Raw genomic sequence first — 16,240 nt, 5'->3', positions numbered from 1 at the left:
ACACGTGGATGCACATCCCATCACAACAGAAGCCGGCGCATTGTTGACGCGCGCCGACCTTGTTTAATTATGGCGAATCTCGGTCCCGAGCACCTTCAGGCATTCGCGGATGAAGGCAGCGAGGGCTGTCCATCCCTTGGCCGACACCATGGTTCCGTCGACATACGCCTCCGTCGGCGACAGGTCGATGTAGGTGCCGCCGGCCAGCGTCACTTCCGGTTCGCAAGCGGCGAGCGCGCCGACCTTCTTGCCGCGCACGACACCGTCCACGGCAATCAGAATCTGGACCCCATGGCAGATCGTGAAGATCGGCTTCTGGGTATCGTGGAAGTGGCGCACCATGGCTTGCACCCGTTTGTCGGTGCGGATGTATTCCGGGCCGCGGCCGCCGGCGCAATATACGGCGTGGTATTGATCGAGCTGCTTTTCCGCCTCGGCAAACGTCTTGTTGATCACCTGAAAATGGCCGAGCTTTTCGGTGTAGGTCTGGTCGCCCTCGAAGTCGTGCAGGGAGGTCTTGATGAGGTCTCCTGCCTTCTTGTCCGGGCAGACCACGTGGACCGTGTGACCGACGGCTTCCATTGCTTGCTGGTAGACGAAGATCTCGTACTCCTCGGTGAACTCGCCGGTGAGCATCAATATTTTCTTGCCTGACATGATCATGTCCTCTGTCGTGTGAAAGGGGCGGGGCGAGTCATGCTGCGCCCCGCATTGATTGCGTTCTTCAGAACGGAGAGTCGGGGAAGAAGTATTCCTTGGCGTTGTCCTTGGTGATCAGCGGCGCGTCCAGCTTGACGGCGCCGCGAACCGGGGCCTGGCCAACCAAATTGGCCATGGTCATGTATATGGCCGTCTTGATCATGGACGGCGGGTAGGGAGTCTCGACGGGGGTCATGGTGTCGCCGTCGATGACCTTCTTGACGATGTCCTTCATGCCGTTGCCGCCAAGCGCCAGCTTGATATCGGTGCGGCCCGACTGCTTGACCGCCTCGAGCACCCCCAGCAGCATGTCGTCGTCGTTCGCCCACACCGCGTCGATATGCGGATATTTGGCGAGGTAGTCCTGCATCAGCTTGAAGGCTTCGTCGCTGTTCCAATGAGCGTACTGAATGTCGAGAACCTTGAGGCCGGTCCCGGCGATGGCGTCCTGAAAGCCCTTGATGCGCTCATCGTCGATCACCGTTGGGATGCCGCGCAGGACAACCAGGTCGCCCCTGCCGCCAAGCTTGTCGATCATGTATTTCGCGGTGTTGCGCCCGACGGCGATGTTGTCGCCGGCGACGTAGAGGCCCTGGATGGTCGGGTCGGTCAGGCCACGGTCGACGACCGTGATGAAGGTGCCCTTCTCCTTGATGGCCTTGACCGGCTCAGTCAATTCTTCCGAGGAGTAAGGCAGGATCACCAGCGCATCGATCTTGCGTGAGGCGGAGAGATCCTCGATCGCCGACACCTGATCGGCCGCCGACGGCGACGTCTTTACGATGACCTCGACGCCGGGGAAAGCCGCGTTGATTTCCTTGGCGGCCGTCTGCGCGTGATAGACGACGCCGGCGGTCCAGCCGTGGTCGGCGGCCGGTATCGAAACGGCGATGACTTTCTTGTCCTCGGCCATGGCATGGCCAGTCAGCAGCAGCGTGCCGAGCGCGGCCGCAGCCATCCATTTTTTACAGAACATTTTCTTCTCCCAGATTGGACCTGCAAAGACCGCACCCGTGTGGTCCGGACACGGGGCTATTTCGAATTCGAGAGCCTCTGAATGAGCATCGCGATGATGATGATGACGCCCTGAACCGCGGCAACCAGGTACTCGGAGACGAAGTCCGACAGCACCATGAGATTGGCGATCAGCTCCAGAATGACGGCGCCGGCGACGGTTCCCCAGACATGACCCTTGCCGCCACGCAGCGCCGTGCCGCCGATCACCACGGCGGTGATCACCTGCAGTTCCCAGAGCTGCCCGGTGGTCGGCGTTGCCGCACCCAGTCGCGGTACGTAGCAGATCGCGGCGATGGCCACGCAGACGCCTTGGACGATGTAAGCGATGGTGCGCGTCTTGATGACGGAGATGCCGGAATAGCGCGCGACGTCCTCGTTTGCGCCCACCGCCGCACATTTGCGCCCATACTTCATCTTGTAGAGGACGAACGACGCGACCGCGGCGACGGCGACGGATATCAGGATCGGGATCGGGACACCGCCGACGGTGCCGAAATAGACCGGCCGATAGGCTTCGCGCAGCGACCGGTCGATCGGTATCGTGCCGCCGTCGGTCAGATAGGTGATCAACGCACGGAAAATGCCCATTGTGCCGAGCGTCGCAATGAACGGTTCGATCCGGCCTATGGTGACGATTAGGCCGTTGGCGAGGCCACACATAAGACCGACCAGGGTCGCCACGAGCATTCCAGCCGGTATCGCCCACAGGCCGGCGTGCGGCGCCACCGCGTTCATGAACATGATGGTGATGCCGGTGACGAAGGCGGCCATCGAGCCGACGGAAAGATCGAGCCCTCCCGACGAGATAACGAACGTCGCGCCGACAGCGATGATGGCGATGAAGGCGCTGCGGGTGATGACGTTGGCAAGGTTGGTCGCGGAGAGGAAGTCTGGATTGATGAGGAAGCCGACCACCAGCAGGGCGGCCAATGCCAGGAACGGACCCACGTCGGTCCAGGTGATGTTCAAATCACCGACGCGATGTGTGGATGGGGATCCGGTCATGACAGCCATTCTGTTCCTCCCTCGGCCTTCGGCCTCGGTTTCGGGCCGCTTGTCGCCAGCAGCGCCACATTGCTTTCGGTCATCTCGGCGCCTTGGACCTCGCCCGTCAGGCGGCCTTCCCGCATGACGAGGATGCGGTCGCAGATGCCGATCAGCTCCTGCATTTCCGACGAGATGACGATGCAGGCTTTGCCGCTGCCGACGATGGCGTGGATGAAGGCGTAGATCTGAGCCTTGTTGGCGATGTCGATGCCACGGGTCGGTTCATCGATGACGACCACAGAGGGGTTGGTGAGCAGCACCTTGGCGAGCAGCAGCTTCTGCTGATTGCCGCCGGAAAGCTGTCCCGCCTTCACGCCAGGGCTCTTGAGCCGGATATCGTAGCTCCGGACGGCCTCTGTCAGCGCGGCCGACTCGCGGCGTCTGCTCAGAGCCAATGCGGGATGGAACCGTTCAAGTGCGGAAAGCGTGAGGTTGGGCGCCAGCCGTTCCTCGAGGAGCAGGCCCTTGCTCTTTCGGTCCTCTGTCAGGTAGCCGATGCCTGCGTCGATCGCTTCGCGTTGCGAGCGGATCCGGACGGGCCGTCCCTCGAGTTCGATCACGGCGTGGGCCGGACGCAGGCCCACCAGCCCTTCGAACAATTCCGTGCGGCCCGCGCCGATCATGCCGGCAAAGCCAAGAATTTCGCCCCTGTGAACGGTGAAAGAGACGTCTTCGGCGTAGCCCGGGACGGTGGCGCTTTTCACGCTCAGCATCGGCTCATCGGACGGTGCACTCTTCTGCGGATAGAGCGTTGCAAGCTCGCGGCCGACCATCAGGCGTGCCATGTCCATCTGCGTCAGGGCCGTGCCCGGATAGGTGCCGACCATCCTGCCGTCGCGCAGCACGGTCACCTTGTCGGCAAGCTGCTGCACCTCATCCAGCCGATGGCTGATATAGAGGACGGCCGTGCCGTGGGCCTTTAGCTGCCGGACGATTTCGAGGAGCCGATCCACTTCCTCGCCGGTCAGCACGGCGGTCGGCTCGTCGAAGATCACGACCTTGTAGTCGTCGAGCAGCGCGCGGGCGATCTGGACCAACTGGCGGTCGGCCAGCGAGATGTCGCGCACCAGCGCGGTCGGCGAGACCGAGCAGCCGATCCGTGCCAGCTTTTCGGCTGCCAGGCGCCGCATGGTGCGGTCGTCCATCACATGGCGGCGCGAAAGCTCGCGGCCGAGAAATAGATTGTCCGTCACCGTAAGCGCTTCGGCGAGCAGGATCTCCTGGTGGACGAGGGCGATACCGGCTTTCTGGGCCTGGTCGGGCTTGGCGAACGTCACCGGCCGACCGGCCATGGACAAGGTGCCGCGGGTTGGCTCGGCATAGCCGGACAGCAGCCGCATCAAAGTGGATTTTCCGGCACCGTTCTCGCCGATGATGGCGTGGATTTCGCCCGGCAGTATGTCGAGCGTGACGTCGGAGAGCACGGTCACCGGCCCATATTGCTTCGAGAGACCCTGAGAGCGCAGCACCGGCTCCACGGCCCCAGGCGCATTGCCGCCGGGCAGCGCACTTCCTCCCTCTCCGGCAATATTGGCGGTAACGGACATTCGTTCAGGCCTCAATCGAAGGCCGGCAGCAGGCGATCGCGCGAGTGCTCGATGTGGGCGCGCATTGCTTTCGCGGCGGCATCCGGATCGGCAGAGCCGAACGCGGCGAGGATCGCCTCATGCTCGTCCAGCGCCTCCTCGGTCACGCGGGAATGGTACATCAGGCGGAAAATGTGGAAGTGGGTGTGTTGAAAACCCAGCGTCTCGCGGATGAGCTCGTTTTCGGCGTATTCCATGATCTTGTCGTGGAAGATCGCGTCCTGCCTGGCGAAGTTCGAATAGCGCAGGCGCTCGTCCTTGCCCTCGCGGCGCGACATCACGCCTGCGGCCTCCAGCAGCGTGCCGAGTTTGGCCTCGTCCATCGTGGCAGCGGCTTTCGCCGCGCCGTGCGGTTCGAGCAGGAGACGCATTTCGTACAATTCGTCGAAACGACGCCGCGTGATCTGCGGCGCGGCGCGATATCCGATCAGGTGCGTCTTCAGAACCAGTCCTTCGCCTTCGAGACGCCCCAGCGCCTCGCGGATCGGCGTATGGGAAACGTCGAATTCCTTGACCAGATTGTCGACGGTGATGCGCGAACCGGGCGCGATCTTCAGCGACATCAGCTGGGCGAAGATGGCCTCGTAGACGTCCTCGGCCAGGCTGCCGGCCCGCTGAATGCGGCCCGCTCCCGTGGGCGCTTCACCATTATTGCTCAAACTGACAGATTGCATTTCTCGCCTCTCGACTGGGGAGACTGCTAACACGAGGGTTTGACCGATGCAATACTATATCCTATACGATTTTATCGGCGCCGCTCAATTGAGGATTTTCGGTGCGGATTTTTGCAATGTGTTTCTCCGAAACTCCCCAAGGATGCAGCCTGTCATGAGCCTTCTCACAGCCCTCCGGCTCCCACGCGAAATTCTATTCGGAAAGGGACAACGTCATGCGCTGCCAGCCGTGGCCGGCCGCCATGGCCGCCGCGCCCTGGTCTGCACCGACGAGCGTTTCGCCGGCACCGGCGTGTTCGCCGAAATGATGGAATCCCTGCGGTCGGCGTCGATCGACGTGCTGGTTCACGACGGTGTCCTTCCGGACGTGCCGCGCGATTCGGTGGCGGTCTGCGTCGAGGAAGCGAGGGGCTTCCGGCCAGATATGGTGATCGGCATCGGCGGCGGCAGCTGTCTCGATTTCGCCAAATGTGCCGCCTTGCTGATCAGCCATGGCGGCGAGCTGCGGGACTACTACGGCGAGTTCAAGGTCCCGGGGCCGATGCTGCCGCTGATCGCCGTGCCGACCACGGCTGGCACAGGATCGGAGGTGACGCCCGTTGCAGTGATATCGGATCCGGACCGGACGCTCAAAGTCGGCATATCGAGCCCCTACCTTATCGCTGCCGTTGCCGTCTGCGACCCCGAACTGACAATGACTTGTCCGCCGGGCCTGACCGCGGTTGCCGGTGCCGACGCGCTCACGCATGCGATCGAGGCCTTTACGGCGATGCGCCGGGACGGGGACTTCAGCCTGCCGCAGCGCCACGTGTTCATCGGCAAGACGCCGCTGACCGACCATTTCGCGCTGCTGGCCGTCAAACTTCTCGGCCGCAGCCTGGAGAAGGCGTGCATTGACGGCGGCGACGCCGAGGCGCGCTCCGACGTGATGATGGGAGCGCTGGCTGCGGGTTGCGCGTTCGGCACCGCCGGCACGGCGGCAGCGCACGCGGTGCAATACCCGGCCGGCGCGCTCACACATACGCCGCATGGGCTGGGAGTGGCGACAATGATGCCTTACGTCATGAGCTACAACAGCCGCGTGGCCGCGGCTGAGATCGCCGAGATAGGGATTGCTCTTGGCCTCGAGCCGAACGGTCGTGGCGTCGACGAAATGGCAGGCTCGACCATCGAGGAGATCAGGCGCTTGTTTGCGGCGATCGGCATCACCCCGACGCTGGCCGGTCTGGGGCTCCCGGCCGACAAGCTCGACTGGACCGCCGAGCAGGCGCTCGGCATCGATCGCCTGATCAAGAACAACCCGCGCCCATTCGACCTCGCCGCCATGCGCCGCCTTGTCCAGGCGGCCTATGACGGCGATCTCACCGCCTGCGCCATGTGAACGTCAGGAACAAGACGATGAACCTTCCCTACAATGCCTTCCCTCTCGATCAGGATCCGTACGACGTTCGGGGCTTTCCGCACCGGCTCTACATTGGCGGACAATGGCTGCCGTCGTCCGACGGCGGGCTCATCGAGGTCACCGATCCATCCTCCGGCGCGGTGATCGCGGCAGTCCCCGACGCGACCCTGGAGGATGCCGCCGCCGCGGTCGAAGCGGCAGCCAAGGCCGCCAAGGGGTGGCGCGAGACAGCGCCGCGCAAGCGCTCGGAGATTCTCAGGCGCTGTTTCGAGCTGATGGTCGAGCGGTCGGAGACGCTTGCCATGCTGATCTCGCTGGAGAACGGCAAGGCCCTGCGCGACGCGCGCGGCGAGGTCGCCTATGCAGCCGAATTCTTCCGCTGGAACGCCGAGGAAGCGGTTCGTATCACCGGCGAGTTCGGCACCGCCCCGTCCGGCGCCAACCGCATCGTCGTCGATTACCAGCCGATCGGCATCTGCGTCCTCATCACGCCGTGGAATTTCCCCGCCGCGATGGCGACGCGCAAGATCGCACCGGCACTCGCGGCAGGCTGCACGGTCATTCTGAAACCGGCCAGCGAGACGCCGCTGACCGCCTATGCGCTGGCCGCGCTCTACAGCGACGCCGGCGTACCGGACGGTGTCGTGAACGTGCTGACGACGTCGACACCCGGCCCCCTGACGTCGGCCATGCTGGCCGATCCGCGCGTCAGGAAGCTCTCCTTCACCGGTTCGACCGGGATCGGCCGGGCCTTGCTCGCCGAGGCCGCCAAACATGTGATTTCCTGTTCCATGGAGCTTGGCGGCAATGCACCCTTCATCGTCTTCGACGATGCCGATCTCGATGCGGCCCTCGACGGCGCCATGATCGCCAAAATGCGCAATGCCGGCGAAGCCTGTACGGCTGCCAACCGCATCTACGTCCAGTCGGGTATCCACGATGCGTTCGCCGACGGTCTTGCGCAGCGCATGGCTGCGCTCAAGATCGGCGCCGGCACCAAGGCGGACACCGAATGTGGACCCATGATCACCAAGAAGGCGGTCGACAAGATCGACCGGCTGGTCAAGGACGCGGTCAGCCGGGGGGCCAAGGTACTGTGCGGCGGCTCGGTGCCTGAAGGGGATGGTTTTTTCTATCCGCCGACGGTCCTGTCCGAAGTCTCGCCGGACGCCGATATGGCGCATGAGGAGATCTTCGGCCCGGTAGCGCCCATCACCCGCTTCGAGAGCGAGGCGCAGGCCATTCTCCACGCCAACAACACCGAATACGGCCTCGCCGCCTATCTCTACACCCGCGATGTGGCGCGCGGCATGCGGGTGGCCGCCGAGATCGAGGCCGGCATGATCGGCCTCAACCGCGGCCTGATGTCGGATCCCGCCGCGCCCTTCGGCGGAGTCAAGCAGAGCGGCCTCGGGCGGGAAGGGGGCCAGCATCACGGCATCGCCGAGTTCATGGAGGCCAAATACATCGCTGTAACCTTCTGAGCGGACACCATGTCGAAGGACCCTTTTCGCACCCGTGACCACGTTGCCGATTTCGATGACATCGTGGCCGACATCGTCGCCCGCAGCACCGCGACGCGGGCTTCGCTGCCGATGCTGGCGGACATCGCCTATGGCCCGCACGAGGCCGAACGCCTCGACCTGTTCTTTCCGAAGGGACCGCGCAGGAACCTCCCGGTGCACATCTTCATCCATGGCGGTTATTGGCGCATGTTCGCCAAGAGCGACTATTCCTACATCGCCGAAACGGTGACGAGCGCCAGGGCAATCGCGGTCGTGATCGACTATGCGCTGATGCCCGCCGTCAGGATGGCGGCGATCGTCGACCAGGTCCGGCGTGCGAGGCAATGGGTGCTCGATAATATCGCCAGCCATGGCGGCGATGCCGGTCGGCTAAGCGTCAGCGGTCATTCCGCCGGGGCGCATCTGGCGACCTTTTTATTTGACGAGCGGTCGGCACATCCGCCCTCGGCGGCACTCCTGCTCGGCGGGCTCTACGATTTGAAGCCCCTCCAACAATCCTTCCTTGAGCCCTTGATAGGCCTGACCGACACGGAAGTCGGGGCGTATTCGCCGATGAGCAAATCCCACTCGTCGCGGACAAAGGTCACGCTGCTGGTCGGTGAGCGAGAGACGGAACCGTTTCACCTGCAGGCCAAATTGTTTGCCGATCGCCTGACGGAGCAGCGCCTGACGGCTTCGAGCGGCATCGTCGAGGGGCGCAATCACATGGACAGTGTCCGGGATTTGGGTGTCAGGCATACAAAAGCGGGCACTTGGCTGTACGACATGATCCGAGCCGCTTGATCGATCCTGTCTCAGCCGAACCTTCCCCCGTTAAGCCTTGCGCAACTCATGGCGCGTAATCTGCCTGCCAGATTGCGAGGCACCATGAAGCGCCAACCACTATTGCTTTTCGCCTTTCCTGCCTGTGTCCTGCTGATCCTGGCGGCGGAGCGAATGGCCACGCTCCTGCTCGGAACCTACCCCGCAAGCCCCGACATGTGGAAGATCTGGCTCGCCTTGCACCCCTCGTCGGGCATGGTCTGGCAGCAGGTCGACGTCTATCTGGGAGGGTCGATGGTCCTGGATTTCGCTCTGCTGGGCGCGGCCCTGGTGGTCTGCTGGATGGCAAGCCGGGCCAGAAGGTCGGCCGCATTCTTTCTTGCCAACCACGGCATCTTGATCCTCGCGGCGTCGATGATCTTCATTGGTGGCCGTTCGCAGACCGCCAGCACCATTGCCGCGTTCACGGCGCCGAGTGGCTTTCGGTTCTCGCTGATGATGGATTTCACCTGGCTGAACTGCCTGCTGGCGGTCATCGGGGTCACCGCCTGCGCCTATTGCCACCTTGCCTATGTCCGTGAACTCGGCATGCGCGTTGAATCGCGGCGCGTCCGGATCATGGCACTGCAGCGGGATTTCTAGACCAGCGCAGTGCTACGGGCCGCGCGCAGGTCCCGTCCTAGTTTATCTTGTGATAGGTGACCTTGCCTTCCGGCGATACGCTCCGCTGGTAGTTGGAGCTCGGCGCGGGAGGCGCTGCAGGAGCCGACCGCCTTCGCGTTACCCGCGGCATATCCCCGATGGCGGGCTCTGCGTCGGCGGCGCTGGCGACCGCTGCCGTATCTTCGGCGGGCGAGGGGAGTTCGACGACGCGCGGCTCCTCGCCACCGTGATTTCCCGACATCTCCGGTGGCTGCCGGGCGATGTTGGCGTTGACCTCGCCGAAGCTTGCCCGCAGCCGGTCGTCCAGCGCCTCGAACCGGCTTTGAAATCCATTGTTGACGGTGTCGAGCCGCGTGCTCATGCGCTGCTCGAACTGGCCGAGGTCCTCCAGCCGCGCCTCGATCGCGCGCAGATCGTTGATGCCGCGGTAGAGATAGACGGCCGCGGTGGCGTTCAGCAGGGCAAACAGCGCCAGGCCGACAGAGACGGCAATGGCGAGCCTGGACCGGCTCTTCTCCCTGTCGAGCAACAGCGGTTCGACCGCTAGCACAAGGTCGTCGGGATCGCTGATCGTCGTCATTGGACCACCACCTTGGTGCCGACAGGCACGCGCCTGAAAAGATCGATGACATCGGTATTGGTCAGGCGAAAACAGCCCGACGTGCCGTCGAAACCCACGCCCGAAGGGTCGTTGGTGCCATGGATGCGATAGAGCGTGTCGCGGCCGTCCCGAAGCAGATAGAGCGCCCTTGCGCCGAGTGGATTGTACGGCCCCGAGGGCACCATGTCAGGCAATTCCGGCTGGCGGGCGCGCATTTCCCTGGGCGGTCGCCACGCAGGCCACTCGGTCTTGGCTCCCACCTGGACCGTACCCGTCCAGCCGAAGCCATCGCGTCCGACACTGATCCGGTAGCGCAGGGCCTCGCCCTTGCCGGTCACCAGATAGAGCGCTTTTTCCTGCTTGCGGATGATGATGGTCCCGGTCTTCTCCTGGGTGGAAAACGCCACGGTCTTGCGCAGGCTGGGGCCCATGGCCGGCAGAGGCGGGCGGCTGTCCGCCAACGCAGTCTGCCCGGCCGCGGGCGCCAGCGCCAGGCCAAGCAGGCAGGCGGCTGTCAGCCGCAGGCGGTGGCCGCTAGCGGGCCGCATCGTCGAGCCGCTCGCGGAACATCTTCTTCAGGTCCTTGTTGAAGCGCGCCCGCCCATCCACTTCGGACGGCAGCATGGCGCGGTTCAGCGCGTCGGCCAGCAGGGCGTTGTCGAGGCCGACCGACTTGATGTGCGGCGCCTTGAAGATCTTCTCCAGCTCGCTGCGCGAGAAGTGGTTGCCGAACCATTTGCGCTTGTGCTTGTTGGCGACCAGCGTGATCGAGACGGCATTGCCGCGCAGCTCGCGGATCTTCTTGTAGAGCCGTTTGCCTTGCCGCAGCGAAGCGACATTGAGCTCGAAGACGATGAAGATCTCGTCGCTCGTCGACAGCACGGAATTGTGCCAGGGCGTTTCGATGTTCGGCAGGTCGATGACAATGTCGTCGAAACGGTAGGCGACGAGATCGAGCAGCCGGAAGACGAAATCGGCGCCCTGCGGCTCGAACGGCAGTTGCGGCCGCTCGAAGGCGTAGAGCGTCAGGCCGGAAGGCCGCGACAGCTTGATGACGTCCATCAGTTCGACATCGAGCCGTTCCGGCTGGCCGATAATGCCGGCAAGGTCGAACTGGTTGAACAGGTTGAGATAGGCGCCGCAATTGGCGCTCTGGAAGTCGAGGTCGACCAGGCAGGTCGAGGCCGCGCGCTCCGTCGATTTCGAGGCCAGGAATTCGGCCGCCGACAGCGCCAGCGTCGTGGCGCCGGCGCCGCCGCTGGCGCTGATGAAGGTGATGATGCGGCTCTTGGCGCCCTGGTTGCCGCTGTCGTGGAAGGTGACGGCGTTGAGCAGTTCCTTGCCGTCGAGCGGCTTGTGCAGCCAGTCCGAGGCATTCATGCGCACCAGAACGCGCGTCTGCTCCGATGTCAGCTCGTCCGAAACCGCGATCAGCGGCACACCAGCCCACAGCGCGCGCGCCTCGACGATGCCTGGATTGCCGAGCAATTCGCCATTGCCGAGATCGAGGATGACGATGCCCGGACGCGTGTCGGCCGGCGGCCCCTTGAGAAAATCGCCCGTCTCGGCAACCCGCACATCATAGATCGCCAGCGCATCGAGCCGCGTCGCCACATCGCGCTTGAAATTCGGATCGGAGGAAAACAGCGCAACCTGCTTGCGCTTGGTGGGGGTAACCTTGGTGCTGATGGCGTTCATGGCGCGGTGCTCTTCAGATCTTCGCCCGTGACCGTGCTCAGCATGGAGGGCATTGTGAGGTTGTTGAAACCAAGCAAGGCGCCGAGAAAGAAGAATTGGAATGTGACGCCCTGCAAATTGACAGTTATTGTTGGGACCGGCCCGCCCGGACGAGTTTGGTAACCCAATCCCGTGGCCACATATCGCACGACGACATTGGCGGGCAGGAGCATCGGAAAGAAATGGCACATGCCCGGCCGTTGTCCTGCCGCGAGCGGCGGGCAGGTGCCGGTGCCCGTCGCGTCTCCGCGAAAGATCTTGTTGAAATTAGCGGCGGTGAATGTTGCTGTGCATCCCGTGCCGACACAGCTGCAAGTGCTGGTGGCGCCATTGCACGTAAAGTCGTAGTTGCCTACAGGGATCGGATCGCCTGGTGTTGTCGTGAGTCCAGCCGCCGCGATTTCGGGTGCGATCGGGTCTGAGATCGAAGCCATGCGTGCCCCGATTTCCACGGCTTTGGTCGCGGAATTCCATTGATACCAGGCGTAGCCAAAATCCACGAAGCCGAGGGTTAGTATCAGCAGCAGGGTCATGCTGATGGCGGCTTCCACCATCGTAGCGCCGTCTTCCTCTTTCCTGAACCGGGCTAATGCGTGCATCTCACCACCCGATGTAGCGTTCTTCGTGGGCAGCGGAAAAGGTGATCGGTCCCAGGCCAAGATAGCTAAGCAAGGAAGCGCCGGTGTATGTAAATGAAGTATCGAGCCGAACGACCCGGACATTGGGGGTTGTACTATGGTAGTTCACTAGGCCATTGGCGTCGGTAGTCACCGTTATCACGCGGTGGTTGAGATCGACCATTACCGTCGCCGGCAGCCAGCCCGCGACCCGGCTGGCAACGGCGCAATCGCCGCCGCAATTGTACGATCCTGTTGCGGCGATGTTGCGCGCGTAGGTGCCGCAGTTCAACGCTGTATTGAATGTCTGATTACAGCGCGCCGCGTAGCGAGCCCCGTCATTGAGACCAGCTTCAATCAGCAGCTTCTGATGGAGAAGATTTCCGAACTCGAAAACGCCGGCAGAAAGACTGATCATTAGCGGCGTAATTAACGTCATTTCGACGAGAACAGCCCCTCTCTCCTCGCCACCAAACCTGTATAAAAGCGACCTCAGCGCTGTCAGCATCACATCACCTGTAAAGCTGCGGTTCGTCGCGGAGAAAATTGTTGAGTGTGCCTTGGCCGGCGTGACCGGTCACGTCGACCAGTTCGACAAAAATATCAGCGTCATAGTCAAAGCATGTTGTTCCCTTACCGGTACAGCGGTCGGTTCTTACCGGTTGTGTAATGAAGAAACTGGCAAATGCTTCCACTGGCAAATTTTCAGTATGTCCACCCAAATCTACATTCGGGTCCGTTTCGAGTTTTTGGCAGTCTATGACCGCTCCGTAAAGAAGGCGTCGGTCGACGTAGCTGATAGGTTCCTCGCATTTATTAGACGGTCTGCCTATTTCGTTGCCGGGAGCTTTGGATTTGTCGTCGATTAGGTTATGCGTGGGGTCGTTCTCGTACTTGTAAACTTCATAGCGGGTCGGAAGATTGTCGCCTGTTCCTTGCAGCGCAGACGGGAGGGCAATGCCGCTTGGTATGTGGTTGATCTTCCAATACGAATTGGAACTAGTATTTAGATCCCAATCGCCTCCTCCCATGCGGCCGCCCATCATCGTACAGGTGTTGGTTTTGAAGCACGAATCAAGCCCGAGCCCTTGGGTCTGCCCGTCCACATCGAACGTGAGGTCGTTTGATGAAGGACAGGTATTGCCTCCACTGGTTTTCTTTGCGCCTTTTCTGACGTTTACTGCGGGACCAAACTCTGCCCCATTGAAGTTGCTGCCAGACTCCTGCATTCCGAAGCGCAGATTGATCGCCCCCTTCACCTTACCCGCCTTTTGGCCGGTGGCGGTTGTAATGCTGTTCTTGCCGTAACAGGCACCGGGCTTGGCTGATGCCAAGGCAGTCGCTAGGCCCTTTGCTCCTTTGCCGTCGGTTTCCAGGAAACCAAAATTGCCCGGGAAATATCCGGCATTGTTACCTACGGTTCGAAGCTGAATGAGCCGCCGACGGTATTTCCTTTCTGCTACTGCCTGCTGCAGCGTAATGCCGCCGGCATCGTTGGTGCCGTTAACCATCTCATATGGATTGCACATGAAAACAGGGGTAAAGTCGCACACGGCGCTATTAAACCCCGCGACAGCCTTGGCTCCGACAGAGAAGCTATTGTCGGCGTTATTTGCGGTTAGGAACGATGCCGGGAATATCGCCGCGAAGCCGGTAGGCTTCACAGTCACCTCGACAAACCGAGCGTCGGCCGCGTCATTCGATTCGTCGGTGATTACGTTTGCCGCTACAATCGGGTCGCTGTCGTTGGCTGGCAGGCTGCTTAGATACCGCCAGGTGATGCCACTCGACGTCAACGTTTTCTGGCTGCCCTGATCCGAGAAGCGATAAGTGTTGTCGACAAGGGGTGTGTTACCAAGAACGGAGTCGGCCAAGGCTCGATTTGCGCGAATTATCGCATCTGTCCCGCCGTCCAGTTCTGCGGCCGCAGCAAGCGCGAGGGCATCGGCCCCCTTCTGCAGGTCGTTATGCAGGCTGTTGGCGCGGGACATATCGATGACCAGCAGAGCAAAGCCGATAATCACCGGCAACATAATCGCGACGAGGATCATCGCTATGCCGCGCTGATCGTTCCAGAACGCACGAATGGTCCCCAACATGACCTTACTCTCTGCTTTCTTGCGCCAGAGCCCCTCGCATGCCCGGCGCCCTCCGCATCCTTCGGTTCAGTTCACGGCGTCACGCCCGACCCGCCGACATTGACCGTGATGGCCGGCGGCGGCGGCGGCGGCGGCGGATATTTGTAGGCCTTGGCAACGGCAGCGGCGCGCGCGCCGTCACCCTCGATCTTGGTATTCCTTGCGTTAGGATTGAGCGGGTCGACCGTCTGCAGCATCGAGTTGAACTTCTGCGTGTCGCCGGCGGCCAAGGTCACCGAGTCATAGTGGTTCAGATAGTCCGCGGCGCAGCCTGAAAGCGACCCGGCACACAGAATGAGGATCAAGGCGCTATTTCTTGACATAGAGCATCTTGTCCTTCGATTTGAAGTCCAGCATGTGGCCATAGGGGCCGGTGACGCCGTCGCCGTGTTCGTACTTGCGGATCATGTCCTTGTTCACTTCGAGCTGGCCGAGCAAGAAGAACTCAGGGTCGTTGGCCGGCCGGGTCTTGTCGAACGGCGTCGCCAACTGCTCGCCGGGCTTCACCGGCCGCACGATGTGCGGCGTGACGATGACGACCAGCTCGGTCTCTTCCTTCTGGTTGCTCGAATTGCGAAACAGAGTGCCGATGACCGGCACCTGGCCGAGCCACGGCACCTGGTTCTGAAGCTTGGTGGTCTTGCTCGACAGCAGGCCGCCGACCGCGAAGCTCTGGCCGTCGCGCAATTCGACGACGGTATCCAATTTGCGATTGGTGAAGATCGGGTCGCCGGCGGTGGTGAAGCCGGTCAGGTCGCTGACCTCCGGCGCAAGTTTCATATGGATCTTGTCGTCGGCGAGCACCACCGGCGTGAACAGGAGATTGACGCCGAACTGCTTGTATTCGATCTGGACCTGGCCGTTGGCGTCGACGCTGCGGATCGGCACTTGGCCGCCGGCGTTGAAGCTGGCCGGCTCGCCGGAGAGCGTGGTGAGGTTCGGCTCGGCAAGCGTGCGCACCACACCCTTGGCCTCAAGTGCTTCGATGATCAAATCGACCTTGATGTTGCTGTCGATGACGCGGGTGATCAGCGCTGCGAACGGATTGCTGTTCGACAGCAGGCCGGTGACCAGGTCTGCTGCCGGATTTGCCACCACGCCGTCTTCATCGACGGCCGCAATGCCAGTGCCGGTGCGCGTCGTTCCCCTGCTGTTCTTGGTCCTGATCGACACGCCGAGATCGCGGCCGGCATTGCGCTTGGCTTCCAGGACCCGCACTTCCAGGTTGACCTGCTGGCTGTCGTCGACGGTGACGGCATTGATGATGGCGTCGGGCCCGTATTGCTGGGCAACTTCCATGATGGCCGCCAGCGTCGCGCCGTCCTTGACATGACCGCCAAGCCGAACCCTGCCATTGACCGAGCCGATTTCTATCCGCGACCTCGGCGACACCTGACGGATCGCCGCCGCCATGTCGCTGACATCGACGCCGACCTCGATCTGGATCACGCCGAGCGAACGTTTGTCCGTTGAAAAGAGATTGACCGTGGTGGTGCCGGCGCCCTTGCCGATGACATAGAGCGTGCGATCGGTCATCGGCTGCGCATCGGCGATCTTCTCGTCGCCGACGACGATGTCGCCGAGATTGGCGTTCACCTGGATTGTCACCGATTGCGACATCGGCAGGAAAACACGATGGACGCTGGGGTTCGACACGTCGATGAAACGGTCAGCCGCATCGGCCCCGACGCTCGACAGCAGCACCGCCAGCGCGGCCGTCGCCATCCCCAACCAAAACCCCTTCATCCCCGTCTCCCCAATGGCTGCCGGT

The 16,240-nt window shown here is 62.3% G+C and carries 17 protein-coding genes; 4 read left to right on the top strand and 13 right to left on the bottom strand.

All coding sequences use genetic code 11. The features are described 5' to 3' along the window. Positions 1 to 63: 63 nt before the first annotated feature. From MESAU_RS26895 to MESAU_RS26875, 5 genes are all read right to left on the bottom strand, one after another. A complete protein-coding gene (locus tag MESAU_RS26895) occupies positions 64 to 657 on the bottom strand; it encodes a DJ-1/PfpI family protein (RefSeq protein ID WP_015319191.1) in 594 nt (197 codons plus the stop codon). A gap of 67 nt (positions 658 to 724) precedes the next feature. Continuing rightward, positions 725 to 1,675 (bottom strand): substrate-binding domain-containing protein, encoded by a 951-nt coding sequence (locus MESAU_RS26890; protein WP_015319190.1) that lies wholly within the window; start codon positions 1,673 to 1,675, stop codon positions 725 to 727. A gap of 56 nt (positions 1,676 to 1,731) precedes the next feature. Beyond that, positions 1,732 to 2,730 carry an ABC transporter permease gene (locus MESAU_RS26885; RefSeq protein WP_015319189.1) on the bottom strand — a complete coding sequence of 333 codons (999 nt, stop codon included), beginning with the start codon at positions 2,728 to 2,730 and terminating at the stop codon, positions 1,732 to 1,734. Beyond that, positions 2,718 to 4,310 carry a sugar ABC transporter ATP-binding protein gene (locus MESAU_RS26880; protein ID WP_015319188.1) on the bottom strand — a complete coding sequence of 531 codons (1,593 nt, stop codon included), beginning with the start codon at positions 4,308 to 4,310 and terminating at the stop codon, positions 2,718 to 2,720. The genes MESAU_RS26885 and MESAU_RS26880 overlap by 13 nt, the downstream gene beginning before the upstream one ends. 11 nt (positions 4,311 to 4,321) lie before the next feature. Continuing rightward, positions 4,322 to 5,023 carry a GntR family transcriptional regulator gene (locus tag MESAU_RS26875; RefSeq protein ID WP_015319187.1) on the bottom strand — a complete coding sequence of 234 codons (702 nt, stop codon included), beginning with the start codon at positions 5,021 to 5,023 and terminating at the stop codon, positions 4,322 to 4,324. Positions 5,024 to 5,177: 154 nt separating this feature from the next. Between MESAU_RS26875 and MESAU_RS26870 the strand changes: the two genes are divergently transcribed. The 4 genes from MESAU_RS26870 to MESAU_RS26855 all read left to right on the top strand — a co-directional run bounded on the left by MESAU_RS26870 (position 5,178) and on the right by MESAU_RS26855 (position 9,355). Further along, complete coding sequence (locus MESAU_RS26870; protein ID WP_015319186.1) at positions 5,178 to 6,404, top strand: iron-containing alcohol dehydrogenase; 1,227 nt, start codon at positions 5,178 to 5,180, stop codon at positions 6,402 to 6,404. Between the two features lie 17 nt (positions 6,405 to 6,421). Further along, on the top strand, positions 6,422 to 7,909 hold the full coding sequence (locus tag MESAU_RS26865; RefSeq protein WP_015319185.1) for an NAD-dependent succinate-semialdehyde dehydrogenase: 1,488 nt from the start codon (positions 6,422 to 6,424) through the stop codon (positions 7,907 to 7,909). Between the two features lie 9 nt (positions 7,910 to 7,918). Then, positions 7,919 to 8,734, top strand: coding sequence for an alpha/beta hydrolase (locus tag MESAU_RS26860; RefSeq protein ID WP_015319184.1), 816 nt, complete (start codon positions 7,919 to 7,921; stop codon positions 8,732 to 8,734). Positions 8,735 to 8,887: 153 nt separating this feature from the next. Then, a complete protein-coding gene (locus tag MESAU_RS26855) occupies positions 8,888 to 9,355 on the top strand; it encodes a hypothetical protein (RefSeq protein ID WP_245262906.1) in 468 nt (155 codons plus the stop codon). A 37-nt stretch (positions 9,356 to 9,392) separates the two neighbouring features. Here MESAU_RS26855 and MESAU_RS26850 read toward each other — a convergent pair whose 3' ends face one another. The 8 genes from MESAU_RS26850 to MESAU_RS26815 all read right to left on the bottom strand — a co-directional run bounded on the left by MESAU_RS26850 (position 9,393) and on the right by MESAU_RS26815 (position 16,215). Continuing rightward, positions 9,393 to 9,956 carry a hypothetical protein gene (locus MESAU_RS26850; RefSeq protein ID WP_015319182.1) on the bottom strand — a complete coding sequence of 188 codons (564 nt, stop codon included), beginning with the start codon at positions 9,954 to 9,956 and terminating at the stop codon, positions 9,393 to 9,395. Next, positions 9,953 to 10,525: a L,D-transpeptidase gene (locus MESAU_RS26845; protein WP_015319181.1), complete on the bottom strand. Its 573-nt coding sequence runs from the start codon at positions 10,523 to 10,525 to the stop codon at positions 9,953 to 9,955. Before MESAU_RS26845 ends, MESAU_RS26850 begins: the two co-directional genes overlap by 4 nt. Beyond that, entirely contained in the window at positions 10,512 to 11,675 is a 1,164-nt protein-coding gene (locus MESAU_RS26840; RefSeq protein WP_015319180.1) for a CpaE/TadZ family protein, read from the bottom strand. Before MESAU_RS26840 ends, MESAU_RS26845 begins: the two co-directional genes overlap by 14 nt. Further along, positions 11,672 to 12,268, bottom strand: a complete 597-nt coding sequence (locus tag MESAU_RS26835) for a TadE family protein (RefSeq protein WP_245262905.1) — start codon at positions 12,266 to 12,268, stop codon at positions 11,672 to 11,674. The genes MESAU_RS26840 and MESAU_RS26835 overlap by 4 nt, the downstream gene beginning before the upstream one ends. 46 nt (positions 12,269 to 12,314) lie before the next feature. Then, positions 12,315 to 12,839, bottom strand: a complete 525-nt coding sequence (locus MESAU_RS26830) for a TadE/TadG family type IV pilus assembly protein (protein ID WP_015319178.1) — start codon at positions 12,837 to 12,839, stop codon at positions 12,315 to 12,317. Between the two features lie 4 nt (positions 12,840 to 12,843). Next, positions 12,844 to 14,430, bottom strand: coding sequence for a pilus assembly protein TadG-related protein (locus MESAU_RS26825; protein ID WP_015319177.1), 1,587 nt, complete (start codon positions 14,428 to 14,430; stop codon positions 12,844 to 12,846). 71 nt (positions 14,431 to 14,501) lie between these two features. Next, positions 14,502 to 14,792 (bottom strand): hypothetical protein, encoded by a 291-nt coding sequence (locus MESAU_RS26820; protein WP_015319176.1) that lies wholly within the window; start codon positions 14,790 to 14,792, stop codon positions 14,502 to 14,504. Next, positions 14,779 to 16,215: a type II and III secretion system protein family protein gene (locus MESAU_RS26815; RefSeq protein ID WP_015319175.1), complete on the bottom strand. Its 1,437-nt coding sequence runs from the start codon at positions 16,213 to 16,215 to the stop codon at positions 14,779 to 14,781. The genes MESAU_RS26820 and MESAU_RS26815 overlap by 14 nt, the downstream gene beginning before the upstream one ends. Positions 16,216 to 16,240: the final 25 nt, after the last annotated feature.

Origin of the sequence: Mesorhizobium australicum WSM2073 (genome assembly GCF_000230995.2) — a bacterium.
GTDB lineage: Bacteria > Pseudomonadota > Alphaproteobacteria > Rhizobiales > Rhizobiaceae > Mesorhizobium > Mesorhizobium australicum.
Note: the sequence above shows the minus strand (reverse complement) of the source record. Positions and strands in the feature narration are given on the sequence as shown.

Coding starts and splice junctions, on each gene's coding strand:
- MESAU_RS26895 (WP_015319191.1), bottom strand. CDS start 657: ATGTCAGGCAAGAAAATATTGATGCTCACCGGCGAGTTCACCGAGGAG.
- MESAU_RS26890 (WP_015319190.1), bottom strand. CDS start 1,675: ATGTTCTGTAAAAAATGGATGGCTGCGGCCGCGCTCGGCACGCTGCTG.
- MESAU_RS26885 (WP_015319189.1), bottom strand. CDS start 2,730: ATGGCTGTCATGACCGGATCCCCATCCACACATCGCGTCGGTGATTTG.
- MESAU_RS26880 (WP_015319188.1), bottom strand. CDS start 4,310: ATGTCCGTTACCGCCAATATTGCCGGAGAGGGAGGAAGTGCGCTGCCC.
- MESAU_RS26875 (WP_015319187.1), bottom strand. CDS start 5,023: ATGCAATCTGTCAGTTTGAGCAATAATGGTGAAGCGCCCACGGGAGCG.
- MESAU_RS26870 (WP_015319186.1), top strand. CDS start 5,178: ATGAGCCTTCTCACAGCCCTCCGGCTCCCACGCGAAATTCTATTCGGA.
- MESAU_RS26865 (WP_015319185.1), top strand. CDS start 6,422: ATGAACCTTCCCTACAATGCCTTCCCTCTCGATCAGGATCCGTACGAC.
- MESAU_RS26860 (WP_015319184.1), top strand. CDS start 7,919: ATGTCGAAGGACCCTTTTCGCACCCGTGACCACGTTGCCGATTTCGAT.
- MESAU_RS26855 (WP_245262906.1), top strand. CDS start 8,888: ATGGCCACGCTCCTGCTCGGAACCTACCCCGCAAGCCCCGACATGTGG.
- MESAU_RS26850 (WP_015319182.1), bottom strand. CDS start 9,956: ATGACGACGATCAGCGATCCCGACGACCTTGTGCTAGCGGTCGAACCG.
- MESAU_RS26845 (WP_015319181.1), bottom strand. CDS start 10,525: ATGCGGCCCGCTAGCGGCCACCGCCTGCGGCTGACAGCCGCCTGCCTG.
- MESAU_RS26840 (WP_015319180.1), bottom strand. CDS start 11,675: ATGAACGCCATCAGCACCAAGGTTACCCCCACCAAGCGCAAGCAGGTT.
- MESAU_RS26835 (WP_245262905.1), bottom strand. CDS start 12,268: ATGGTGGAAGCCGCCATCAGCATGACCCTGCTGCTGATACTAACCCTC.
- MESAU_RS26830 (WP_015319178.1), bottom strand. CDS start 12,839: ATGCTGACAGCGCTGAGGTCGCTTTTATACAGGTTTGGTGGCGAGGAG.
- MESAU_RS26825 (WP_015319177.1), bottom strand. CDS start 14,430: ATGTTGGGGACCATTCGTGCGTTCTGGAACGATCAGCGCGGCATAGCG.
- MESAU_RS26820 (WP_015319176.1), bottom strand. CDS start 14,792: ATGTCAAGAAATAGCGCCTTGATCCTCATTCTGTGTGCCGGGTCGCTT.
- MESAU_RS26815 (WP_015319175.1), bottom strand. CDS start 16,215: ATGAAGGGGTTTTGGTTGGGGATGGCGACGGCCGCGCTGGCGGTGCTG.